Annotated in this window: 17 protein-coding genes, 1 tRNA gene and 1 pseudogene; 11 read left to right on the top strand and 8 right to left on the bottom strand. The window is 59.3% G+C overall.

Annotation, left to right across the window (positions count from 1 at the left end):
• Positions 1 to 6: 6 nt before the first annotated feature.
• The gene (locus K3759_RS20050) at positions 7 to 6,009 is read left to right on the top strand and encodes a glycosyltransferase (protein WP_259986652.1); all 6,003 of its coding nucleotides are present in this window, start codon (positions 7 to 9) and stop codon (positions 6,007 to 6,009) included.
• 89 nt (positions 6,010 to 6,098) lie between these two features.
• Here K3759_RS20050 and K3759_RS20045 read toward each other — a convergent pair whose 3' ends face one another.
• The 4 genes from K3759_RS20045 to K3759_RS20030 all read right to left on the bottom strand — a co-directional run bounded on the left by K3759_RS20045 (position 6,099) and on the right by K3759_RS20030 (position 10,305).
• On the bottom strand, positions 6,099 to 7,604 hold the full coding sequence (locus K3759_RS20045) for a glycosyltransferase (RefSeq protein WP_259986651.1): 1,506 nt from the start codon (positions 7,602 to 7,604) through the stop codon (positions 6,099 to 6,101).
• Positions 7,601 to 8,317 (bottom strand): sulfotransferase, encoded by a 717-nt coding sequence (locus tag K3759_RS20040; protein WP_259986645.1) that lies wholly within the window; start codon positions 8,315 to 8,317, stop codon positions 7,601 to 7,603. Before K3759_RS20040 ends, K3759_RS20045 begins: the two co-directional genes overlap by 4 nt.
• A gap of 99 nt (positions 8,318 to 8,416) precedes the next feature.
• Positions 8,417 to 9,076, bottom strand: a complete 660-nt coding sequence (locus K3759_RS20035) for an ABC transporter ATP-binding protein (RefSeq protein WP_259986644.1) — start codon at positions 9,074 to 9,076, stop codon at positions 8,417 to 8,419.
• Between the two features lie 14 nt (positions 9,077 to 9,090).
• The gene (locus K3759_RS20030) at positions 9,091 to 10,305 is read right to left on the bottom strand and encodes a sugar transporter (protein ID WP_259986643.1); all 1,215 of its coding nucleotides are present in this window, start codon (positions 10,303 to 10,305) and stop codon (positions 9,091 to 9,093) included.
• An 82-nt stretch (positions 10,306 to 10,387) separates the two neighbouring features.
• Here K3759_RS20030 and K3759_RS20025 point away from each other — a divergent pair, with 82 nt between their 5' ends.
• Positions 10,388 to 11,200 carry an ABC transporter permease gene (locus K3759_RS20025; protein WP_259986642.1) on the top strand — a complete coding sequence of 271 codons (813 nt, stop codon included), beginning with the start codon at positions 10,388 to 10,390 and terminating at the stop codon, positions 11,198 to 11,200.
• A 6-nt stretch (positions 11,201 to 11,206) separates the two neighbouring features.
• Here the strand turns inward: K3759_RS20025 and K3759_RS20020 are convergent, their stop codons facing one another.
• Positions 11,207 to 12,214: a glycosyltransferase gene (locus K3759_RS20020; protein ID WP_259986641.1), complete on the bottom strand. Its 1,008-nt coding sequence runs from the start codon at positions 12,212 to 12,214 to the stop codon at positions 11,207 to 11,209.
• Positions 12,215 to 12,366: 152 nt separating this feature from the next.
• On the opposite strand from K3759_RS20020, the gene rfbC reads away from it, so the two are divergent.
• From rfbC to rfbA, 4 genes are read left to right on the top strand one after another with little or no spacing between them, the layout of a single operon-like run.
• Positions 12,367 to 12,939 (top strand): dTDP-4-dehydrorhamnose 3,5-epimerase, encoded by a 573-nt coding sequence (rfbC, locus tag K3759_RS20015; protein WP_259986639.1) that lies wholly within the window; start codon positions 12,367 to 12,369, stop codon positions 12,937 to 12,939.
• Positions 12,936 to 13,979, top strand: coding sequence for a dTDP-glucose 4,6-dehydratase (gene rfbB, locus K3759_RS20010; RefSeq protein WP_259986637.1), 1,044 nt, complete (start codon positions 12,936 to 12,938; stop codon positions 13,977 to 13,979). Before rfbC ends, rfbB begins: the two co-directional genes overlap by 4 nt.
• Positions 13,976 to 14,815 (top strand): dTDP-4-dehydrorhamnose reductase, encoded by an 840-nt coding sequence (gene rfbD / locus K3759_RS20005; protein WP_259986635.1) that lies wholly within the window; start codon positions 13,976 to 13,978, stop codon positions 14,813 to 14,815. The genes rfbB and rfbD overlap by 4 nt, the downstream gene beginning before the upstream one ends.
• Complete coding sequence (gene rfbA / locus K3759_RS20000) at positions 14,812 to 15,699, top strand: glucose-1-phosphate thymidylyltransferase RfbA (protein WP_259986633.1); 888 nt, start codon at positions 14,812 to 14,814, stop codon at positions 15,697 to 15,699. Before rfbD ends, rfbA begins: the two co-directional genes overlap by 4 nt.
• A gap of 63 nt (positions 15,700 to 15,762) precedes the next feature.
• Here the strand turns inward: rfbA and K3759_RS19995 are convergent, their stop codons facing one another.
• Positions 15,763 to 16,776 (bottom strand): ParB N-terminal domain-containing protein, encoded by a 1,014-nt coding sequence (locus K3759_RS19995; RefSeq protein ID WP_259986631.1) that lies wholly within the window; start codon positions 16,774 to 16,776, stop codon positions 15,763 to 15,765.
• 76 nt (positions 16,777 to 16,852) lie between these two features.
• A complete protein-coding gene (locus tag K3759_RS19990) occupies positions 16,853 to 18,253 on the bottom strand; it encodes an AAA family ATPase (RefSeq protein WP_259986630.1) in 1,401 nt (466 codons plus the stop codon).
• Positions 18,254 to 18,724: 471 nt separating this feature from the next.
• Here K3759_RS19990 and K3759_RS19985 point away from each other — a divergent pair, with 471 nt between their 5' ends.
• The 3 genes and pseudogenes from K3759_RS19985 (at position 18,725) to K3759_RS19975 (ending at position 21,635) form a co-directional block, all read left to right on the top strand.
• Positions 18,725 to 19,744, top strand: a complete 1,020-nt coding sequence (locus tag K3759_RS19985) for a replication initiator protein A (protein WP_259986629.1) — start codon at positions 18,725 to 18,727, stop codon at positions 19,742 to 19,744.
• Positions 19,745 to 19,940: 196 nt separating this feature from the next.
• A complete protein-coding gene (locus K3759_RS19980; RefSeq protein ID WP_259986649.1) occupies positions 19,941 to 20,414 on the top strand; it encodes a CAP domain-containing protein in 474 nt (157 codons plus the stop codon).
• Positions 20,362 to 21,635: pseudogene (locus K3759_RS19975) on the top strand (DNA polymerase IV). The gene K3759_RS19980 and the pseudogene K3759_RS19975 overlap by 53 nt, the downstream one beginning before the upstream one ends.
• A gap of 2 nt (positions 21,636 to 21,637) precedes the next feature.
• Here K3759_RS19975 and K3759_RS19970 read toward each other — a convergent pair.
• Positions 21,638 to 22,498, bottom strand: coding sequence for an N-formylglutamate amidohydrolase (locus K3759_RS19970; protein ID WP_259984167.1), 861 nt, complete (start codon positions 22,496 to 22,498; stop codon positions 21,638 to 21,640).
• A gap of 145 nt (positions 22,499 to 22,643) precedes the next feature.
• On the opposite strand from K3759_RS19970, the gene K3759_RS19965 reads away from it, so the two are divergent.
• Positions 22,644 to 22,718: transfer RNA gene (locus tag K3759_RS19965), tRNA-Val, on the top strand.
• Between the two features lie 75 nt (positions 22,719 to 22,793).
• Positions 22,794 to 22,919, top strand: coding sequence for a type B 50S ribosomal protein L36 (gene ykgO / locus K3759_RS19960; protein WP_005850168.1), 126 nt, complete (start codon positions 22,794 to 22,796; stop codon positions 22,917 to 22,919).
• Positions 22,920 to 23,131: the final 212 nt, after the last annotated feature.

Below are 23,131 nucleotides of genomic sequence, written 5' to 3'. Positions count from 1 at the left end.
TCTGCAATGACCGCATCTGTCCCGTCCTGCCCGCAGAGGCCCTGCGTTTCGGTGATCATCCCGATCTACAATGTCGAGGACCATGTGGCCGACTGCATTCGGAGCGTGCGGGCTCAAACTCTAATCGATTTCGAAGTCTTAATGATCGACGATGGCGCCACCGACGGCAGTGGCGATACGGCACTGAAAGCGGCGGGGGGGGATCCGCGTTTCACCCTGATCCGGCAGGACAATGCAGGGCTCAGTGCCGCGCGCAACACCGGGCTCAGCCAGGCCGTGGGCAGATACATCGCCTTTGTCGACAGTGATGACCAGATCATGCCGGACTATCTGATGCGGATGTGGCAGGTGCTAGAGGAAAGCGGCGCAGACTGGGTGGCCTGCGCCGTCCAGTCCAACATGGCAGACGGCACAGGCAGCGTACATTCTGCCATCCACGGTGCGCCGGATCTGGCCCAGCATAACTCTTGGCGCCGCTATCCGCTGCACGACTGGTGCGATGTGATCCGCCATTTTCCATCAGCTTGGAACAAACTCTACCGCCGCGATCTGATCGAAGGTCTGCGCTTTGACAACGGCACATGGTTCGAGGACCACGGTTTCTTCCACCGCGCCGCCGCGCGCACCGACCACATCGTTCACCTGCCCGAGGCGCTTTATCTGCAGACACGCGGCCGCGCGGGCCAAATCACCGGACAGGACAGCGACCGCGTATTTGAACAGTTTGACGTGCTTGAAACCCTTGCCGCGCAATTCGAGGCCAGTGATCGCCCCGGCGGGCGCACCGCTCTCGCCCGCCTCGCAAGCCGTCTGACGTTCGAGCGCAGCACCGTGATCGCCGACCCTGACCGCCGCCGGCGTTTCGCCGTCGCCGCGCAGGACTTTTTGCAGCGGAATGGGTTGGACTATGACAGCGATTGGGACCCTGACATCGGGCGCAGCTGGGCGCTGGAAATGGCAGGCACCCTGCCCCTCAGCGTGATCCTATTCTGGGATGGTAATGATACCGAAGCTCTTGATCGCAGCCTCACGGCTCTGCGCGCGCAGACGGCACCCGGCTTTGAGGCGCTGATCGTCTGCCAGAACAAGGCCGCACAGCAGGCTGTGGGCGCACATCAGAAGGACTTGCCTGCCCATTGGAAAATTCTGCGTGCCCCGCGCGAGGGGGCGGGTGTCGCCTTCAACCACGGGCTATCACAGGCACGCGGCATCTATGTGGTGTTCGTGCAAACCGGCGATGCCCTGACACCCTGGACGCTCTTGCAACGAACCGAGGCCATGCTGCGCGCGCAGGCAGATTTCGGCATCACACAGATGCGACTGGCGCATGTCGATACAGGGCTGACGACCTATCACAATGGCATCCTCGATATGGACCAGTGGTCGCAGGGCAGCCCGCCTGCAGGTCCGCTTAATCTGTCTCCCAGCCAAGCTCTGAGTCTTGAGGCCCAAAGCAGCGCCAAAATATTCGCGCGCGCCTTTCTCACCACCCACGACTTGGGTTTCACCGACGGGCCCAGATCTGATTGGGCACTGTGCCTGAACGCGGCTCTGCTGGCCCCCTGCACCACCTACATTCCCCATGCCGGCATTACTGTCACCCTGCGCGACGGTGGGTTCGAAAGGTGGCACACCCCGTTCAACGCGCGCGCGCTGTCCCGCGGCCATACCGCCCTGACCCGCGCCGTCACGCGGGCCCTTCCAGACACTCTACAACAGGCCCTGCCGGATGGCTGGCAGCGCAAGCTCTTTGCCCGTGCCCTGCGCGAACAGGTGTATTTCGGTCAATACGCCAGCCGCGCATCGCGGATGCAGATGGTGCTGGGGGCTGCCCTCATCGCCCTATGGCAGGGGTACGGGAACGACCGCCAGGCGGGCCTTGATCAGTTCGTGGGCCCGCGGCTGGCACGTTTGCTTGATCCCATGGCCGTGCTCTATGGCCGGATGGGCCGGATCGGGCAGGCTGCACTTCACCACCGCAAAGTGCCCGCCCTGCCTGCGGGAAACAGCAAGCCTCTGCACGCCTTCAATCTGCAAGAACACGGGCTTCTCACTTTGCGGGCCGATTTCCACACCATGCCTTTTGCCAACATCTATTTTCAGGCGGCGGGCCGCGACCAAGTCCTGTTTCACCTATCGCTACGTCAGGCGGAGGGGCTGGCCGTGTTCAACAGCCAGCACCCCGACGGCACATGGAAGGCTGAAATTCCTTATGTGGTGGACCTGTCCTCGGGGCGCGCGGACGTCGTCTTTGACTTCGCCCCGCCCCGCGTTCGCGTCCTGCTGAATGGCGAGGAGGTCTTCGACATCGCCCCGCGGGGTCTGCGCCGCCACACCCGTTTCCCCGGATTGGAGGCCATCGCCGGGTTCCATACCAACGGTACGGTCAGCACCCCACATGTGATCCCGCAGATGCCCCAGACCGGCCTTGTCCTCGACAGCCGCCTCGCTCTGCGCATTGGCACCACGGGCGACACGGCTAAACTGCAAGCGCTGTCCTCTGACGTATCTTGCCCCCCCACGGCCCTGCCACTTACCGCCGCACCGCAAGGCACGGCCACCGCCCTGCTGCCTGCTTCTCTCTGGCGCGATCTGCCCGCTGAAGCGGGGCTCACGCTGGAATTGATTCAAGGCGCCGAAACCGACCGGATCACCCTTACGCGCACGGACCTCGCCGCGCGGATTGAGGCGCTGCTGACATTGCCGTTGGCGACAAGCGACAGCACCCTATGCCTCAACACGCTGGAATATATCCGTTATGCTGGATTGCTGCCGCTGCTCTCTGCGCCTGCACACAAGCGGATTGATGAACTGGCCGCTTTCTACGATGTGCAGGACTTCATGGAGAACGACAGCGCCACGCAAGACAGACCGGCCCCGCCGCCCCTCGCGGGCGATCCTATTGACCGCGAGGTCGCAACCGTTGTTGCCCGCTTGGCGCAGAGCCGAACCGCCCCGCCCGAGCAGTCCCCGGAAGCACTCGCCGTTCTGGACGGACTTCAGGTCTCTCCGGCAGCACAGGCCCCAATGTTTCTGGAGTTGGCGGAATTCTTCTGTGCGCAGGACCGAGATTTCGAGGGCCTTTACCAGCGCGCCAAAAGCCGTGGCCTGCTGCCCCTGCCCCACGCGGGCAGCCGCTGGGCCGTCTCGGCAAGCCTGCCCTATCTGGTGGCGGACGGGCAGTACCGCGAGGCTGCCGAGGGTCTGGCGACGCTCACCGAGCCGCGACGCGAATGGCTGGTAATGCCCGCCATCGCTTGGGCGGTGCGCATTGGCCTCACGCATGCCACAACCCCGGTTGATATACGCATCCGTATGCTCAATGCCTTCGCCGCGTTTCTCAGGGCGCGCGTGGAGAACTATTGGGAGCCTGTGCATTGCCGCGAATTGATCCGCACCGCGGCCACCCTAATCCTGCAGCGCCACCGCCTTCCCCCGCGACAACAACAAGAGGTCGTGGCGCTCTGTCTGGAGATCTATGGCCTGTCAAGGCAGTTTTGGTCTGATCTGGAAAAAGCAGCCGATCTGCCCACCGACATCGCACAGGCGCGGGCGGCCTTTGACGACATCGCCTCAAACCGCACAGACGCCCTGCAAAAGCACCGCGCCTTGCAACTGTTCGAGATCGCAAAAACCCATGACGCCCCACGCGTCCGCCGCGAGATCTTCGGTCCTGCAGGCCTGCCCACTCTCTCAGAGGGCGGTATCACCCTGTCCGATCTAGGCACACTGCACACGCCCGACAGCCGGGACCGCGATCGCAACGTCCTGCGCCATATGGCCAGCCCCGGTAGCGCGCCCGTCGCGGCGGAGGTCGCGGCCATGGCGGCCACGGCGCTGCCACTACTTTATCCGAAAACCCCTCGAGCACCTTATTTCGACACCCAGCAACAGGCCGCGCAGCAAGCACTTGCGTTGACCGCAAATCCCTCGCAGGCCGCTCTGGCGGAGGCCCTGACGGACAGCTTTGGCCAGTTAGCTGATGCAGGATCGCATCATTTGGGGCTGGGCATGGCCGTGGCCCTGATCGACAGCCTACATGACAGCGACGCTGCTCAGGTGCAGGCAATATGCGACTGGATCCGCCAGCAAATCGTCCTTCTTGACGCCCAGGGCGCGCAATGGCGCGCGGCACCCGCTTTGCACCAGCCCCTGCGCCGCCTCCAGCACCGTGAGGATTTGCTGCCCGTGGTGCAAGCGCTGGTCGATCATCTTGACATTTCCCTGGCCGCTTTGCCCGCGAGTGACAACACAGGCCTACCGGACGGTCATCCGCTGTTCGATACCATTATCACAGTGTTTTCCTGCGTGCCCTACCTTGATACGCGCATCCCCGCGATGCGCGCGGGCTGGCTGGGCCTGCTGGAGGATCTGGGCGTGCCTTATGTCGTCGTGGTCGGTGACGGCGACGGTACACGGGATGGCGACATCGTCTATCTGGACGCGCCCGACGACTACGAAGGGCTGCCGCAAAAAACGTTGGCCGCCATTAGATGGGTGCATGACAACACCCGCTACGGGCATATGGTGAAGATCGACGACGACTGTTTTCTCAACGCGCCGCTGTTTTTCCACTCGCTCAGCTACCGCAAGTTCGACTATTACGGCCGCCGCCTCTATCGCACAGTGGGACAGATGGACCGCAAATGGCACCAGGGTAAATCCAGCTCCCTGCGCGGCCGGTTCGATCTGGACAAATCGCCAGAGCCCTCGGAATACACCGATGGTGGCACTGGCTACGCCCTTAGTCGCACAGCCATGGCCGCCGCCTTGGAAGCAGCCGCAAGCCCCGAGGGGCAGCAATTGATTAGCGTTTCGTTCATGGAAGACAAGATGCTGGGCGATCTTCTGGCCATGCGCGGCATCTCTCCCGCCGAAGAGGACTACCGCATCTCCATGCGCCGCCGGACCTATGGAGACGCCCTCCCCGTCCCGCTGTGGCACAACAGCTTTCACCCCAGCCAGACGGCCCCCTTGCAACTGGTGCATCTCGATACTCATCTTGATCAAGCAGATGCATTGGTGCGCTACGACAAGCCCGGCCTGTGGCCGCGCAAGATCTGGCCGAGCTACCAAGAGGCCGAACTGGGTTATCAGAGCAACGCGCTGGAACTCGTCAGCTCGGAGGACAGCGTTACCCGGGCGCGCGATGCAAGGGTGGCAGTGGTGGCCTGCATGCGCAACGAGATGTTCATGCTGCCACATTTCCTAGCCCATTACCGCAAGCTGGGCGTGGAAGCGTTCCTGATCGCCGACAATTGCTCGGACGATGGCACGCTGGAATATCTGGCACAGCAACCCGATGTGGCGCTGTTTTCGGTGGATACGGATTATCGCCTGTCGCAATACGGCGTGGCCTGGCAGCAGGCCATGATGGCAGCCTTCCGGGTTGGCAAGTGGTCCTTGGTGGCGGATGCCGACGAACTGCTGGTCTGGCAGGAGAAACAGAGCCAAACATTGGCGCAACTTCTCAACCACTCTGATTTCGAGACTGCCGAGGCCATCCGTGTCTTCATGCTCGATATGTACCCTCAAGGCCCGTTAGAGGATGCCGATTTTGCCCAAGGCACGCCCTTCGACCAAGCCGGTTACGCCGACCGCGTACCGTTCCTTGCCAACACCTTGGCCCGCGGCCCCTTTGCCGATCAGCGCTGCTGGACCTCTGCGCTGCGCCACCGGCTGATTGCAGGCTCGCACCGCAGCATGTTCGTCGCGCAAAAACTGGCGCTGCTGCGTTACCAGCCGTGGATGCGCCTTTCGGCGGGGTTGCATTTCGTCGGCGACGCGCGCATCGCCCCGCGCGAATTGCTGTTTGCGCATTTCAAGTACAACACCGATTTTCGGCGCAAAGCACAGGCCGAAGTTCTGCGCGGCCAGCATTTCAACAACGCCGAGGAATACCGTAAATATCTCGCCCTCGTCTCTGAGGGGCGCAGCGTGATCTTCGATCCTGATCTATCGCAAAAATGGACGGATGTGCCTTTCGTCAGGCGCAGGCTCCGCGGCTGAAGCTGCGCATTCCCCCGCAACCCCGGGCCGATCATAGAGCCCTGCGCAGGCCAAAGGGGATAAGGGGGGCAACAGGGCGCAAGCACGGCTCAGGGTGCCGCCTCATGCTCCTCGTAAATTTCCAGCAGTTCCACGAGATGCTCAGGTACGGTCACCGGACGCATCGCCCCGTGCCAATAGGCCTGCATGGAGATCTCTCCGGCCAAAAGAGCCTGTATCCGTCGGGCAAAGTCTGCAACGTCGCCTGGCGCAAACACCATCTCCGGGCAGTTTCCCAGTTCCGGCGCACCGCCCCTTGCTGCCGTCAACAAGGGGATACGGCGCGCGTGCATCTCAATGGCGACCTGCGGCAGGTTGTCGTGCCACAACACAGGCACCACTCCTATATCTACCGGCGCCAAAATCGCTTCCAACTCCGCGTGGGTATAACCATCGTGATAGATCACCTCCGCCAGATGATCGCCCAACGCACGCAACCGCGCCATAGTGGCAGGGTCCGCCGCGCGCGCGGCGACCATGATGCGCAGCCGAGCAGCGAGATCCGGGGGCAATGCTTCCAGCGCATCCAGCAGGAAAAAGAACCCTTTGTCGCGGCGCATGTAGCCCAGATACCCCAGTGTCAGGGTCTGTTTCTGGGGGTTATCCTGGGCGGGTGCCGTCTCGTCGTAGAACTCGGCGGCACGGGTCCCGATATAGCTTGTGCGGGTCAGTGCCGAGGCAACGCCGTAGCGCTGCGCCAACATGCGCACCGCATCCGAGACACATAGCACATGATCACAATGGGTATTGATCAGGTCGATCATGGCTGCACGACGCGCCGCAAAAGCTTTGGCACGATCTGCCGCCACATGCGGCTCTAACAAACGGTTTTCCGCCATCACCTGCCCTCGGCCCCGCAACCAGCGTAGCGCCTGCAAGCCGCGTCGGCCTATGGCCAGAATGCCGCGGAAAGCCAAATCATAGGCCCATGTACCCGGCTGCAATCCCGCACAGCGCAGCCGGTAGGACACCGCATTAGCTCCGCGCAGCAGGCGCGCGTCATGCTGATGCGGCAGGCAGGTGACGCAGCGTGCGCCACCTTGGAAGTCTTCGCAGGTTTCACGCTCATGTGCCCAGAGGTTCACCTGCGGGCAGATCGGGTAGTAATTGTGCAAGGACAAGACAATCCGGGTCTCCGGATGCTGTTCTTTGACCGCCAGAACCTCAACGGGCAACCCTTCAAGATTGTTGAAGTGGATTACGTCATAGGGGCCAGTCCGCGCGACGAAGTCGAAAAATACATCGCTGGTGGGCGGATGCGACACCTGTGCGGGATCGCCGAAGCTGGCATGCGCCGAGGCCAGCACACCAGAGTTGATCAACTCATACCGGCAGTCGCCGTTTTCAGCGGGTCCATGACGCACAGGTTCCCACCGCGGGGCGCGCGCCCTCAGATCATGACCAAGCCCGGCAGAGAGGAAAACCGCCTCGACATTATCGCGACCTTCTAACCCCTCCATCAAATTGCGCTGATACAGTGTTACACCGCCGCCGCGCTTTTCCGTATCCAGATAGTCGACCCAGTTGTAGTAGAGAACCCGGAGAGGGCGGCTCACAACTCGTCTTCCAGCCAGCGCTTCAGCCCGATCTGGTTGAAATAGTAGCGAATAGGCTTGGGGTCCTCGAAACGGTCCGCGATGGAATTGCTGCTTTGTTTGATCAACGGGCTTTTCATGCCGGGTCGGTACGGTACTTCCAGAAAATTACAGATTTTCTCTTCGAAGCCGGGCTGGAACAATTCGCGGTACTCATAGGTGACCTTGGGGTTGGGCACCCCTGCCAGCCAAATCGAGATCAGATGATCGAATGTCGAATATTCATGCCAACGGTGGCTGATCTGGCGCGGGGTCGCCTTGATCTTACGCGTCACATGCTCATCGGCCTTGCTTTGCGCCCATTTCTTGCTTTGGTACGCCTTGATGAGGGAAGACACCTGCGCCAGCCGGTTCTCGCGCCAGACGTAGATGATGGACACTTCGGGGTCTGTGGCAAGGGCGCGCAATACATTCAGGTTGTGGCCGATCATGAACTTGAAACCGCCGCTGGCCGCGCCTTTAGCGGCCGCCTCGTCAAAGAACCTGTACATATGGCCGACCGGATCCTTGTCGCGGCCCAGTATGGCAGCGTGACTGTCGTCATGCTTAGAGCCGATAACCGCATAAGGATTGTACTGTTCCCCCGCACAGATCACGTTGCGATGTGCGTCCAACAAACTCATCAGATAGGTCGTTCCGCTGCGCGGCAGCCCCAGGATCACAAAGCGTTTCATCGTTTTTTACGTCCTGCCCACATACCGGTGCATTAAGGGAAAAGATATCAGGCCTTATTGAGGAGGATGGCCCGAATTTCAAGCGGCGCAGCTCTTAGGTTATCTATCCTCGATGGCATCGAGATGGAACTTGATCGCTGTTTCGACATCTTCGAAATAGGTCAAATGACCATCTGCCAGCAGGATGGCAGCATCACAATAGTCGCGCACCTGCCCCATCTCATGCGAAACAAGGATTGCACTAGATGTCTGCATGCGTTCCTTGAACAGCGCCTTGCTCTTGCGGCGGAACGCAGCGTCGCCCACTGCAGTAACCTCATCAACGAGGTAAGTATCGAATTTGATACCGAAAGACGCCCCAAACGTCAGGCGTGACCTCATACCCGAAGAATAGCTGCGTACCGGCATGTCGAAGTGTTTGCCCAGTTCCGCGAAATCCTCGACAAAGGCGACCAGTTCGTCGGTGTCCACTCCGTAGATACGCGCGATGAACCGAACGTTCTGCGCGCCTGTCAGATCCGGGTGGAATGATCCGCCGAATCCCACCGGCCAAGAGATCGACCCATCCGACACCACCCGTCCGCTATCGGGGCGCAACGTGCCAGCAATTAGCTGCATCAGGGTCGATTTACCGGCTCCGTTTAGCCCCAGCAGCGCCAACGACTTACCGGTCGGCAACTCGGTGTTGAGATGGTCGATCACAACCTTCTGAAAGCCCTGTACCCAGTAGCTCTTGCTCAGGTTCTCAAAGCGGATCATCGCAGCCCTTTCCGTCAGCTACGGTCGCGGATGGAATAATACACCAATGCCATGATTGCCCACCCCATCACCAGGAATAGTGAGGCCAGACCAAAAATCACGGCACGACGGGGATATTCACTGGTCTGTGCCAGTGTTGGCGCGATGTATGTCGCCAGATACCGGCTCTGCCGGGAGGCATTGGCCCGGGCTACATCAAGTGCAGCCAGTGATGCACGGTATGTCTCCTCGGCAAACTCCCGGTCCACGATTAGACCTTCGTATTCCGCTATCAGGGCCGGGTAATCATCCCCCGCCCCTGCCCCACTGGACAGCTGCTCGCGCTCGTTGGCGATCCGCTCGCGGATCACGGTAATCAGCCGCTCCGCCTGACGCTGACGCGGATCAGCCCCATCGGTTCCGCTGAGAAGATCCAACTCAATCAAGGCTTCGGCCAATTGCTGCTGCAGGTTGTTGATCACACCTGCACGGCCCTGAATATCCGAAGCCGGATCGACAAGCTGGTTCCCGGATCGGAACGCCGTCAGTGCCTCACGGGCCACTTTGAGCCTTCCGACCGCCTCTTCAAGATCAATTCGCGCGTAGCGCATCGCATCCTCGCGGGCCTGCTCGTTAAGGTCATTGATCATGTTCTGGCTTAATCGCAGGATCTCGACAGCAATCTCGCGAGCTTTTTCAGGCGTGAACGCCTCTATCCGCATTTCCATCAATCCCGAACTACGGTCATAGGAAACACTTACGATCCGACGCCAGTAGCTGTCCAAATCCTCAATGCTGGCATCGGGCTTCAGGGCAAAGAACGGATCGTCGTCCCAATATCTGCTGTAATGTTCACGCAGGCCCACATTTTCGTCGATCTTCTGAACGAGAGACTGACTCAGTATAAACTCGTAGAGAATGTCCCCGTCCGAGGAGGCCGATGCTCCTGTCAGACTGGCCAAGCCGCCCAGCAGTGCCGAGGCGCTCCCCCCCTCTTCCTGACGCACCGTGAAACCGGTTAGCGAGATGTATTGATCCTTTGCGATCACCCAAAGGTAGAACCCCACCACCGACAGCGGGATGAGAACCACGGCCAAAAAGGAAAGGACCAAACCAAAATGACGACGCCGGAAACGCGCCGCCTTTACCGTTCGACGTACGGGGCGGACATAGGGCTCCACCTTCTCGACCTTCCGGGGGGCCGGAGCAGGTTCGGCAGACGCGCTGTCTTTCGGGGTCATTTCACTCATTTTGCTTCCGGAAGATGGTTTGAACTTCTAAGGAATCTTTTACATACTGATCCCGGTATTGCCAGCACTGGAGCAAACCGTAATGTCGCGTCCCTCTGCCCAGGTTAGTCCCGTCGCGCATGGTGCAAATCGAAGCTTTGCGACGTTCAGAGCCGTCTCGGCCTTGATCCTGCGCGAAATGGCCACGCGCTACGGGCGCTCCCCGGGGGGCTATGCTTGGGCCGTGTTGGAGCCGCTGGGCGGCATCGCTGTCTTGGGTTTCGGATTTTCTCTTCTGGTGCGCACACCGCCATTGGGAACCAGTTTCCTGTTGTTTTTCGCAACGGGCTTCCTGCCGTTCGGGATGTACAACAACCTCGGTTCTGCGGTGGGGCGATGCATCAACTTTTCGCGCGCCCTGCTCTTCTATCCCGCCGTGACCTGGGTGGATGCCGTTCTGGCGCGGTTTATCCTGGGCGTTCTGACCGAAACCCTCGTGATCATCATCATCCTGACGGGACTGGTTCTGACCATCGATAGCCGTATCATCCTGGACGTTGGCGCAATTGTTCAATCAATTTGCCTGGCCGCTGCGGTGGGGTTAGGCGTGGGTCTTCTGAATTGTGTCCTGTTCGGGCTCTTCAACATCTGGATGCAGATCTGGAGCATCCTCATGCGACCCATGTTCTTGATCTCAGGCGTTCTTTTTCTTTACGAAAGCATGCCACGCGCGCTACAGGATATCTTGTGGTACAATCCGATCATGCATGTCACGGGATTGATGCGGCGCGGTTTCTACAGCAGCTATGAAGCCTCCTATGTCAGCATCAGTTATGTGCTGCTGTTTGCGGGAGTCTGTGGGTTTCTAGGGGTCGTCTTGATGGGCAGGTATCACCGTGTCATTCTCAACCGGTAGCCGCAATTAGGGGCGCGAAGACGCTGGATTGGCCCATGCCAACACGCGGGCGTGAGGGATCTGAGTGCGCCGCAGCAGCCCGTCGCGGATCGCGCGGCCCAGCAGCATCAGGTAGCGTCCCCGTTCTCCCGAGTGGAACCGGGCCTTGAGCGCCCATTTCACCATCATCATCAGCAGCACCAGCCAGAACCACGGACCAGCAGCCAGGCGATAGACCATCAGCAGATTACGGTAATGATAATAGGATTTCCAAAGAGGACGGAAACGCTGATCAGCGCCTGAAATGGTGGTAAAATCATGTTCGAACCGAATGGCGGGATCAAACAGGATCGTGCCCCCTGCTTGTCTCATAGCCAGCGAATAGAGCACATCATCGCCGTAGATGAACAGCGACCCATCTGGATACCCCACTGTCTTGATCGCCGCGCGCGAAACAAACAGCCCGACAAAGGATCCGCTGTCGACGGCCCTGAAATCACTGCCCTCGTAATCGGCGGGATTTAGGTGAAACCCGGCCCGTCCGCGTCCCCGTAGTGCGCCCTTTAGCGTGCGCCAGACCATGCCGCGGTGCCAGAAAGGATTAAGCGTGGGGCGATTCATATCACAAATCCGCCCGTCAGGATGGTAGACTGCCGCCGACCACGCCATCGCACTGCTGCGGTCAGCATCCAAAAAGGCCGCTACGGCCCCCGGCGCAGGGCGCGCATCGTCGTCCATGACCAGGATCCACTCAGGATTAAAGGTATCTACGGCAAAGCGCATCCCTGCCTCAAACCCGCCTGCTCCGCCGCCATTCACCGCACAGCGCTGCACCACCAGATGCGGATCATTCTGGGCCGCCAGCCAGCCAGCCGTCCCATCCGTACTGGCGTTATCGATCACAATGATACGATCTAGCCCTTCTGAGGTCGCCGCCAACAGACGCGCCACGGTCAGACGAAGCTGGTCCAGCCGATTGTACGTCACGACAACTGCTACAAGGCGCTGTGACAGGGGCGGCAGCGTGGTTTGCATCCTAAGTATATCTCCAGCCTGAAACTCCGTGTGGCTCTGGTCATAGTTCTTCCGCCAAGTCAAACACCGCAGGCCGCTCCCGGCACTTCGGGTTGCTTTCTGACCCCAATCTGGCAAGAAGGTCCAGGTTTTCAGGTTCAAGGAATTTCCCGATGAAGATCGAAGAAACAGCATTGCCGGGGGTCGTTGTTTTGACCCCGGCCCGCCATGGAGATGCCCGCGGCTTTTTTTCCGAAAGCTGGAATAAGGCGCGGATGGAGCAAGCTGGTCTACATTATGACTTCGTGCAGGACAACCATTCCCTCAGTGAGGCGGCGGGCACAGTGCGGGGCCTGCATTTCCAAAAGCCCCCCCATGCACAGGCCAAGTTGGTACGGTGCGGGCGTGGGGCACTTTTGGACGTGGCCGTCGACATCCGCCGCGGCAGCCCGACATATGCTCAATGGGTCGGCGTCGAGCTTTCGGCGCAGAACGGTAAGCAACTGCTGATCCCTGCGGGTTTCCTGCATGGGTTTGTGACCCGTGCACCCGACACTGAGATTATCTACAAATGCACCGATTACTATGCCCCTGACTGCGATGCTGCCGTGCGCTATGATGATCCTGATATCGGGATCGACTGGGGATTGGGCGAAGACGCGCCACGGCTTTCGGCAAAGGATGCTCAAGCGCCCCGGCTGGCGGATATCGACACACCATTCAGCTTCGAAGGCCAGGACACATGAAAATTCTCGTAACCGGCGGTGCTGGCTTCATCGGATCGGCAGTTGTGCGGCTTGCTGTGGCGCGGGGGCATCGGGTGGTCAATCTCGATGCTCTGACCTATGCCGCCTGCCTTGATAACGTGGCCGAGGTGGCCAACAGCCCTCTTTATACGTTTGAGCATGCCGACATCCGGGATCGTGCCGCGCTGGACCGCATTTTAAAGACCCACAAACCCGATGCAATCATGCATCTGGCAGCCGAAAGCCACGTCGACCGCTCGATTGATGGGCCGGGTAATTTCATCGAAACTAACATCACCGGCACCTATCACATGCTGGAAGCCGCGCGCGCCTACTGGACCGCGCAGGGCCGGCCCAACACATTCCGCTTTCACCACATTTCGACGGATGAGGTTTTCGGGTCGCTGGGCCCCGCAGGCATGTTCACCGAAGACACCCCCTACGATCCCCGCAGCCCCTACTCCGCATCTAAAGCCGCAAGCGACCACTTGGTGCGCGCTTGGGCCGAAACCTACGGGCTTCCCGTGGTCCTGACCAATTGCTCTAACAACTACGGGCCCTACCATTTCCCTGAAAAACTGGTCCCCGTGGTGATCCTGAACGCGCTGGCGGGCAAGCCGTTACCGATCTACGGCGACGGCGCTAACATCCGCGATTGGCTCTATGTCGAGGATCACGCCGACGCGCTTTTATGCGTGCTGGAGAAAGGCAAGCTGGGCCGATCCTATAACATCGGGGGTGAGAATGAGCGCACCAATTTGAAGCTGGTTAAAACGATCTGTGGGATCCTGGATGAAAAGCGCCCCCGCGACAGTGGCACCTATGCGGACCTAATCACCTTCGTCGCCGACCGCCCCGGCCATGATGCGCGTTATGCTATCGACCCTGCCCGCATGAACACCGAGCTGGGTTGGCATCCTTCCGTTACCGTCGAGGAAGGCCTTGCCCTAACCGTGCAATGGTATCTGGATAATGAAACTTGGTGGCGCGCGCTACAGGCCCGCGATGGCGTGGGCGAGCGTCTGGGGAAGACCGGATGATCCTCGTTTTTGGCAAGACCGGCCAAATCGCCACTGAGCTTCAATTGCAAGCCGATGTCACAGCTCTGGACCGTCACGCTGCCGATCTGAGCGATCCGGCGTCCTGTGCAGCCGCGATCAGAGAGCACCGCCCCGATGTGGTGATTAATGCGGCAGCCTACACCGCCGTAGACCGCGCCGAGGAGGAGCCCGACCTTGCCCAGATGATCAACGCGCAGGCCCCCGCCGCCATGGCGCAGGCCTGCGCGGATCTGGGTATTCCGTTCCTACATGTCTCGACCGACTATGTATTTGACGGCAGTGGCACAGACCCGTGGCAGGTCAATGACCCGATCGCCCCCCTGAGTGTTTATGGGCGCACCAAGGCTGCGGGCGAAGAGGCGGTGCGCGAGGCCGGCGGGGCATATGCGATCCTACGCACGTCTTGGGTGTTCTCGGCCCATGGCAACAACTTCGTCAAAACGATGCTCCGCCTGTCAGAGACACGCGACGCATTGAGTGTGGTCGATGACCAAATCGGTGGCCCGACCCCCGCAGCCGGCATCGCAGCGGCTTTGCTAGATATGGCGCGGGCAATGCGCACAGGCCAAAGCGGCGGCACCTATCACTACGCTGGCACGCCATCCACGAGTTGGAAATGTTTCGCGCGCGAAACATTTGCTGCGGCGGGGCGGAAGGTTGACGTGACTGGAATCCCCACATGCGACTACCCGACACCGGCCACACGTCCCCTTAACTCAAGGCTCGACTGCTCAGCGTTAGAGTCTGACTTCGGGATATCCCCCCCAATTTGGAAAGCCAATTTGGCACAGATTGTAAGAAAGTTATTATTATGACGGACCAAAGCACGAAGGCGCGCAAGGGCATCATTCTGGCTGGCGGGTCGGGCACGCGGCTGTACCCGATCACCGTCGGCGTTTCCAAGCAGCTTTTGCCGATCTATGACAAGCCGATGGTCTATTATCCTTTGTCGGTCCTGATGCTCGCGGGTATCCGCGAGATTGCTGTGATCACCACGCCACAGGATCAAGACCAATTCCAGCGCACGCTGGGAGACGGCAGCCAGTGGGGACTGCAGATCACATACATCCAACAACCCTCACCTGATGGGCTGGCGCAGGCCTATATCCTAGCTGAAGAATTTCTAGACGGGGCATCAAGCGCGATGGTTCTGGGCGACAATATTTTCTTTGGCCATGGGCTGCCCGAGCAATTGGCCGAGGCAGACAATAAGCAGGAAGGCGGGACCGTATTTGGGTACCGCGTGCATGATCCGGAACGCTATGGAGTGGTTGATTTCGCTCCCGATGGCACGGTGCGTTCGATCATCGAAAAACCGGAAGTACCACCATCGAATTACGCGGTCACTGGACTCTACTTCCTCGACGGTACGGCGCCTGCACGCGCACGCAAGGTCCAACCCTCCGCGCGCGGCGAGCTGGAGATCACCGCTTTGCTGGAAAGCTATTTGCATGATGGCAGCCTAACAGTGCAGCAAATGGGCCGAGGGTATGCGTGGCTCGATACGGGCACCCACGCAAGCCTTCTTGACGCGAGCAACTTCGTAAGAACTCTATCAAGCCGTCAAGGTATGCAGGTGGGTTGCCCCGAAGAGATCGGGTTTTCGAAGGGTTGGATCAGCCGCTCCGAACTGGCTGAGCTGGCTGAAAGATACGCTAAGAATACTTACGGTACCTACTTGGCATCTTTGCTGAAATAGAGAAATGTTTCGCGCGCGAAACATTTAAAACAGGCTCTATCCTGACGGATAGAGCCTGTTTTGTTAAGAACTCTCAAGCCATCGCAACAGACGGGCGCGCAATTCAGGTGTAAGGGCAGGGCCACTCAGCTCGATCCGACCGTCTGATTTGTACACGCGCACATGCAGGCCGTCGCGTAGGTCCCGCTCGGAATACGCTGGCAGGGCAGTTGTATTTTTGCGGTCTTTAGAGTCTGATTCTACTGCGAGCCCCTGCGTCAGAAGCTGCATCTCATCCTCTGGCGTTTCCACCCGCCCGTCCTGAAGTTCAGCCCGTAGACGCGCCCCCAGATCCGTGTCACGCTCTAATGCGCTTGAGAGTTGCAGGCCTAAACGCTCTCCAATGGACTGCGGAAAACGAAGGGCGCCATCAAGGGCACCGACAATCGTCAGGAAGGATCTGATCTTGGATCGCTTGGCGCGGGAGGCCGTTCCGAAAAGATTCAGCAATGCCCTTTTTTCAGTGTCGAACACACCCTGTTCCACGGCCTTAGCGGCGATACGGGCACGCTCAAAGTAGCTTAGACCCACGCGGATCTCGTTTTCCTCGACCATCGCGATATAGGCATCCGAGGCATCATTGGGCCGGCGCTCAATCGCAAGCACAGTGCCGTCGCCGTGACCTTCCGCATGAAGTTGCATCAGCGCCGTGCAGCGCCGCCACCCTGAGATCAGGCCGTAACCACCCTCTGCCAGCGCCACGACCTCGATCGGGGTTTGCTGGCCGCGGTCGCGCAGAGAGCTAACGAGGGCCGCCATATCATCGTCATCATGTGCGATCCGGTCGCGCACCAAGTGATCAAGCCGGATCGCAGACAGCGGCAGGGCGGCGATCATCCGACCCTGCGCGCGCGCCTCATGCAGTTCGCGGCTTACTTCCTGCAAAGCAGCTGTGGCCGAGGCTTCAGAAGCGACGTCCGCGATTGGGGCGCGCATACCCCCCAAGGGCGCCATGGATTTCGTCTCAGGCGCCCTCACGGAGAAATCAGGATTCAAGAAATCGGGGTTGGCGGGGGTCAAGCGTTTGCGTTTGGCCATGGGGCGTCTCCTGTTGCGGGGGCCGGGCGAGGATCGGCGTGAGGTTTAAACATTCGGCAAAAGGTCCGCATGGTCATTAAACAACCTGCGCACCGGTGTCTCTGGAAGCCAGTTCGTCTCGCCTCCAGGCTCCGATCAGCAACTGTTTGAATGCGGCGTAGGTCGCATCAAACGTTTCACGACCGCGTACATAGGTCTCACGGTTAAAATCACGGTAGTCGGCTTCGTAAATGCCCTGTACCTGTTCGCCAGCCTGTCCGATCAGCGCGGTGAAATCCTGTCGATGCGGCGAGAGAGCGGTGCCAAGATAGCTTTGCATTAATGCAGCAAGTTCTGCCTGCTGCGCGCCATCATACCGAGTGACCACCGCGCGCACCGCGTCCCATTCGAAATTAAGCCCCTCGCGCCCCAGGGCTCGGGCTGCCATATTCTCAGCCTCCTCAATGGAGCCGAAGGTGGCATGCAACATGTCAAAGAACCGACCGGTACTGTCGAATTCCAGAAACGAAGCCCCAAGCGGCACCAGCAGGATGTCAGCGGCGGCCAGCCCGTTGATTGTCAGATAGCCAAGGGCAGGGGGGGTATCGAGAAAGATCACGTCGTAGTCGTCCAGCACGCCGTCAGCTGCGAACATATCCGTCAGCGCATCCCACAGCTTCCAACCACGCGCCTGCATGCGCCAGACCGGCACTTGGAATTCGGCCCAATAAAGGTTGAGCTGCGCGCCGATGAGGTCGATGTTGGGCCAGTGAGTGCTCTGGATCAGGCTTTTGCTATCGACCTTCAAGGCCTCGGTAAGCGTATCATCAAGCGGCAAAGGCCCCTCGCCGCGGTCCATTCGGCGCTGGTTCTCCAAACGCAACTGTAGTGCGTAGTGGCGTGCCATTAGCGGGAACACTGTCTGCCATTCGTCCTTGACCGCACCGCCAAAGATCGAGGTCATGGAGCCTTGGGAGTCCAGATCAACCACCAGCACCTTATAGCCATCAAGGGCCGCGGACATGGCCAGATGCGCCGCCGTCGAGGTCTTGCCCACACCCCCTTTGAAATTGGCTACGGCGACCATCTTGGCGGGCAAACCCTTAGGGCGGTAGGGCAAGTATTCTTTGGCTTTGGACCCCTCGTTGCCGAAATGCGCACGCAGGCGCTGAACTTCATCAAGCGTAAACCACTTGGCGCCGCCCGCCGTTTCGGAAATCCCTTGCGGCAAATCGGGGTTCTGTTTGAGCACTCGGCGAAAATGACCTGTGGCGACGGGGATTAGGTAACGGGTAATTTCCCAGGTCGAGAACCGACGCAAGCTTCGCCCGCTTTCTCCCTGTAAGCCGCGGTTTTGCAGATCCTGTCGGCCAGTGTCACAAGCATGCGCCAGCTTTTTAAAGTTTTCTGTGGTGGTCGGTGTACCCAGTGCTGCATTGGCCTGATCGGGGTCGATGTGGAAATAGGGGGGCAGATGGCCCGCTGTTTCGGGTGGCATGAATGCTCCTAATGTGCGTCGTTTCCGGTACCGTACCATAAAAGAGCGAACATGAAACTAAAGATGCTACATCGTCAGAGTTTTCTGAGAAAATAAGGCGGTATCAGTCTGTAGGATGGGACATATTTGAGGCAATTTGGAAATTTTTTCAGTTATATTTGGTTATAATACAGTTACAGGGACATTCTACCTTCGTTTAAATGTTTAAAACCAAAGGGTAAGCCCCGGTTTTTCCAAGCTCTCCGACTCTGAACCCCCGATACGGTGACTCTGATCCCCCGAAAAGATGACTCTGGTCCCCCGATAGCAGTTCTGGACGGGGGGGTATCTATGACTTTAGGTTAGGTGTCACTGAAACCCCGAAAGAATCGGGGCAGTATAATCTGAGTGATATGCGGGCGACATGATCCGCAACCTCGGGCGAGCAGTGACACAAGGTGCGACAGCGCACCTGCAGGCAGGGTGACAGCCATGACCGATATTCCTGTATCCAGCTTGTCGCCGGACCGACATCCTACGGCAGATTTTTTCGTCTGCGATGTATTTGATGCAGCGCCCAAAGATGACTTGGGCACGATGGAGCATCCGATTTTCTCCCTTTCGACCCGGCCCGACAAACGCATTTTGTCCTATGCGCATGGTGGGACCACCATCGAGGTGATCCCCTCGGTCAAAGGGCGGGCAACAATCCATGACAAGGACATTCTCATTTTCTGCATCAGTCAGTTGATGGCGGCAGTGAATGCAGGACGTAAAATTTCGCGCCACATTACTCTTAAAGCACACGACCTGCTGGTAGCGACCAACCGCGATACATCCGGGGATGCCTATGCCCGTCTGAAGGATGCGTTCGAGCGTCTGGCGGGGACACGCATCACTACGAATATGGCCACTGGCGGGATTGAGACGACACAGGGTTTAGGCCTTATCGAATCCTGGGAGATCAAGCGCCGTGCGCGGGGCGGGCGGATGATCTCTGTCGGCGTCACACTGAGCGAATGGTTGTTCCGTGCTGTGCAGACCAAGTCCGTGCTGACGTTGAGCCGGGACTATTTTCGCCTGCGCAAGCCCTTGGAGCGGCGCATCTATGAGTTGGCACGCAAGCATTGTGGCCGACAGCGCGAATGGCGGGTAAGTGTCACAACGCTGCATAAGAAGTCCGGATCTGCGGCCCCTCTGCGGGTGTTCCGCGCGGCTCTGCGCAAGATGGCCAGCGCGGCTCATCTCCCTGATTATGACATGCTCGAAGAACCCGGTGATCTGATGGTCTTCTCACGCCGTCCCGTGGTGCTAGAGCATGGCAGTGCGCCGCAGCTGAGCGTGGATGCGCTAGAGGCCGCACGCGCATTGATGCCTGGTGTAGATGTCTACGCGCTGGAAGCCGATTGGCACAGCTATTGGGACCGCAACGGGCAGGCCGTCTTGCGCAATGCGGACCTGGCGTTCCTGGGCTGGGTCCGGACACAGACAAAGAACACAACCGGGGGGTAAGATATTCTTAAGTTAAAACTGCCAATTTAACTGAAGGTGGCAGATTTCCGCGCCGGGTGTGGACCGCTTGCGGCGACGTCTTTCTATTTCCTCACGCAGGCCGTAATCGCGACCCAATCAACCAATAGGTTCCCCAACAGCTTTCGTGTTCCGGAGTTTTCTTTTCCGGCGCCCATGTAAAAGGAAAAGACGGCCCATGGTCTATGCTACCGATTTAGAACTCTACATGCTGGAACTCGTCAACCAAGAACGATCTGCACTCAATCTGGACCTCTTTGAGCTTGAAACGAACCTCAACCAATCTGCGGATGATCATTCGGAATGGATGCTGGAGAACAATGTGTTTTCCCATACGGGCGTTGATGACACGTCTCCGACACAACGCATTCGGGCTGCGGACTTCGATCTGTCGGGCAGCTGGCGCACCGCGGAAAACCTCGCCATCCAGTCAGAGCGGGGCGAAGAAGGCTATCGCGACGATGTTGCAAACCTGCACAGGCTGTTGATGGAGAGTCCCGGTCACCGGGCCAATATTCTTAGCCCCGATCTGGATTACATCGGGATTGGGATCGACATCGGTTCCTTTACCTACAGCTCTGGTGCGACGGCCCTTTCGGTTGTCGCGACCCAGAACTTCGGCAGCTACCCTCTGTCGCGACTGTCTGAATGAAATCGTGCCTGCACGACGCTGTCCACGTTGTGGCAGCCCGCGCGTGCTGTCGCACCCGGACTGTTCGACCTGTCGATCGCCCATATGGATTGCGACGCCTTCTATGCCTCGGTCGAGAAACGCGACAATCCTGAACTCGCGGGCAAACCGGTTATCATCGGCGGCGGGCGGCGCGGGGTCGTGTCGACTGCTTGCTATGTGGCGCGGATCCGGGGTGTGCGCTCTGCCATGCCGATGTTTTCAGGCGCTCAAGCTTTGCCCGAGGCGGTGATCATCAAACCGCGGATGGAGGCCTATGTCGAAGCCTCCCGCGCGATCCGCGCGATGATGGAAGAGATGACCCCGGCAATTGAACCTCTGTCCCTTGATGAAGCCTTCCTCGACATGACCGGCACCGCGCGGCTGCACGGCCAGCCCCCTGCTGTCATGCTGGCGCGTCTGGTGCGACGGATGAAGCTGGAATTGGGACTGACTGGCTCCATCGGGCTTAGCCATAACAAGTTCTTGGCCAAGGTTGCGTCGGACCTCGACAAACCACATGGTTTTTCGGTGATTGGCGCGGGGGAAACTGCTGCTTTTCTGCGCGACAAACCTGTCGGTATGATCTGGGGCGTTGGGGCGGCCACACAAACCTCGTTGGAAAAAGCAGGCATCCGCAGCTTCTCCGATCTGTTGCGGTGGGAGCAGACCGACCTCATTGCCCGCTTCGGCAGTATGGGCGACCGGCTGTGGCACCTTGCACGCGGCCAAGACAAGCGGCGCGTGTCAAGGCACCGTCCGGTAAAATCGATCAGCAATGAGACGACATTCTTTGACGATACCGGCGATGCGGAGATTCTCGACGGCCACATCTGGCGCTTGGCGGAAAAGGTCGCGGACCGGGCAAAGGCGAAAGAGATTGCAGGCCGGGTGGTGACCCTAAAGCTCAAACGTGCCGATCACTCTTTGCTGTCCCGCCGCCTGTCGCTGCACGACCCGACGCAACTGGCCGACCGCATCTATCGCACCGCCCGCGCCCTTTTCGATCAGGTCGACCACAAAACCTCCTACCGGCTTATTGGCGTGGGGCTGTCGGACCTTTCGGGTGCAGAAGGCGCAGATATGGCAGGTGATTTGCTTGACCCCGGTGCCGCACAGCGTGGCCGTGCCGAACGCGCGGCCGATAGTATCCGCAGCCGCTTTGGAGAGAAGGCGATCGTGAAGGGCCGCGCCCTGCGCTGACGTTACTCCGCCGCGAGCGGAAGACGTTCCTGCCCGATCTGTGCCACTTCGGCGACAACACGTTGCAGCGCCGCCTGCACCGCCTCGAAAGCGCCATTCGGGCGAATCAGACGCTCGTTCATGTAAAGCGCGCGGTCGATCTCAACCTGCACCGCATGTTGCCCACGTGAGGGGCGGCCATAGGCTTGGGTGATATAGGCACCGGCAAAGGGCGAATTGCGTGTCACTACGAAACCGGCATCGACAAAGGCCGCTTCGATTCGGTCGACCACGTCTCCGCCCGCCGCCGCGCCAAAGCGGTCGCCCAGCACCACATCGGGCCGCCGCATGCCGCCACGCGCCACGCCGTCCATGGCCTCATGCGGCATGGAGTGGCAATCAACCAGCACCGCCTGCCCAAAACGGCGATGCGCCCGGGTCAGCAATTCCTGTAATTTTGCATGGTAAGGCCGCCAGTAGCTGTCGATTCGCAACTGCGCCTCTTCTAGGGACAGCTTGCCACGGTAGATCGCACGGCCATTGGCCACCACGCGAGGGATTACCCCCAGTCCGGAAGCCACGCGCGGATTATGCCCCTGTCGCGGTATTCCTTCGATGACGGATGGGTCCAACTCCTCCGGCGCGCGGTTGAGATCGATATAGGCCCGCGGAGCGCCTGCCCTGATAAAGGATGCCCCATGAAGCGGGGCACAATTGAACAATAGATCGACAAAGGCATCCTCAGAAGAGCGGATCGCATGTTCATCCAAAACCGACCGCCGCAGAAAAGACGCTGCATAATCGCGCCCTGAATGGGGCGACGCAAAGACCACACAAGAGCGGTTGCGGTCAGGATGCAGTACTTCGTAGGCGGTCATAGGCATAATAAATCCCTCTGCGTCGAACATAGCGTGTTTATTCCGCGTCAAAAGCCCTTGATCCTCCTGCCGACTCCTTTTATAGCACCCAAACGGCGCGAAATTTCGCGCCCCATTTTTGTTTGGGGCCGATTATGAAACGTCGTTAAGTGGGTGATTAGCTCAGCGGTAGAGCACTTCGTTGACATCGAAGGGGTCACTGGTTCGATCCCAGTATCGCCCACCATTTATTCATCGACCCGCCTTGGCGGTTGCCCGCAACCCAGGCGCTGGCCCGCGCCACGACATGAGGAGACCACCTATGAAGGTTCGCAATTCGCTCCGCTCGCTCAAGAATCGGCATCGCGATTGCCGTGTTGTGCGTCGCAAAGGCCGCGTTTACGTCATCAACAAAACGCAGCGCCGGTTCAAAGCCCGTCAGGGCTGAGACTTGCAGCAATTCGATTTTTAAGGCCGCTCCTTCTTGGGGCGGCCTTTTCGTTGCGGCACAGCGCTTGCAAGCGCTGCGCAAAGCCCCACCTACAAAGCAGACCCGAATAACAAGGAATATCAACATGTCGGATACGCCCGAATATACGCCCCCTAAAGTTTGGAAATGGGAATCGGAGAGCGGCGGCAAATTTGCCAGCACCAACCGGC

The organism is Sulfitobacter sp. W027, from assembly GCF_025143985.1.
Classification (GTDB): Bacteria; Pseudomonadota; Alphaproteobacteria; order Rhodobacterales; family Rhodobacteraceae; genus Sulfitobacter.
The sequence above is the reverse complement of the archived record's forward strand: the minus strand, read 5'-3'. Positions and strand labels throughout refer to the sequence as shown.

Excerpts from the sequence above, each read along its gene's own strand:
- K3759_RS19970 (WP_259984167.1), bottom strand. The coding sequence starts at position 22,498 with ATGCCTATGACCGCCTACGAAGTACTGCATCCTGACCGCAACCGCTCT.
- K3759_RS19990 (WP_259986630.1), bottom strand. The coding sequence starts at position 18,253 with ATGCCACCCGAAACAGCGGGCCATCTGCCCCCCTATTTCCACATCGAC.
- rfbB (WP_259986637.1), top strand. The coding sequence starts at position 12,936 with ATGAAAATTCTCGTAACCGGCGGTGCTGGCTTCATCGGATCGGCAGTT.
- K3759_RS20030 (WP_259986643.1), bottom strand. The coding sequence starts at position 10,305 with ATGAGTGAAATGACCCCGAAAGACAGCGCGTCTGCCGAACCTGCTCCG.
- K3759_RS19985 (WP_259986629.1), top strand. The coding sequence starts at position 18,725 with ATGACCGATATTCCTGTATCCAGCTTGTCGCCGGACCGACATCCTACG.
- rfbD (WP_259986635.1), top strand. The coding sequence starts at position 13,976 with ATGATCCTCGTTTTTGGCAAGACCGGCCAAATCGCCACTGAGCTTCAA.
- K3759_RS20050 (WP_259986652.1), top strand. The coding sequence starts at position 7 with ATGACCGCATCTGTCCCGTCCTGCCCGCAGAGGCCCTGCGTTTCGGTG.
- K3759_RS20020 (WP_259986641.1), bottom strand. The coding sequence starts at position 12,214 with ATGCAAACCACGCTGCCGCCCCTGTCACAGCGCCTTGTAGCAGTTGTC.
- K3759_RS20040 (WP_259986645.1), bottom strand. The coding sequence starts at position 8,317 with ATGAAACGCTTTGTGATCCTGGGGCTGCCGCGCAGCGGAACGACCTAT.
- rfbA (WP_259986633.1), top strand. The coding sequence starts at position 14,812 with ATGACGGACCAAAGCACGAAGGCGCGCAAGGGCATCATTCTGGCTGGC.
- rfbC (WP_259986639.1), top strand. The coding sequence starts at position 12,367 with ATGAAGATCGAAGAAACAGCATTGCCGGGGGTCGTTGTTTTGACCCCG.
- K3759_RS20025 (WP_259986642.1), top strand. The coding sequence starts at position 10,388 with ATGTCGCGTCCCTCTGCCCAGGTTAGTCCCGTCGCGCATGGTGCAAAT.
- K3759_RS20035 (WP_259986644.1), bottom strand. The coding sequence starts at position 9,076 with ATGATCCGCTTTGAGAACCTGAGCAAGAGCTACTGGGTACAGGGCTTT.
- K3759_RS19980 (WP_259986649.1), top strand. The coding sequence starts at position 19,941 with ATGGTCTATGCTACCGATTTAGAACTCTACATGCTGGAACTCGTCAAC.
- K3759_RS19995 (WP_259986631.1), bottom strand. The coding sequence starts at position 16,776 with ATGGCCAAACGCAAACGCTTGACCCCCGCCAACCCCGATTTCTTGAAT.
- ykgO (WP_005850168.1), top strand. The coding sequence starts at position 22,794 with ATGAAGGTTCGCAATTCGCTCCGCTCGCTCAAGAATCGGCATCGCGAT.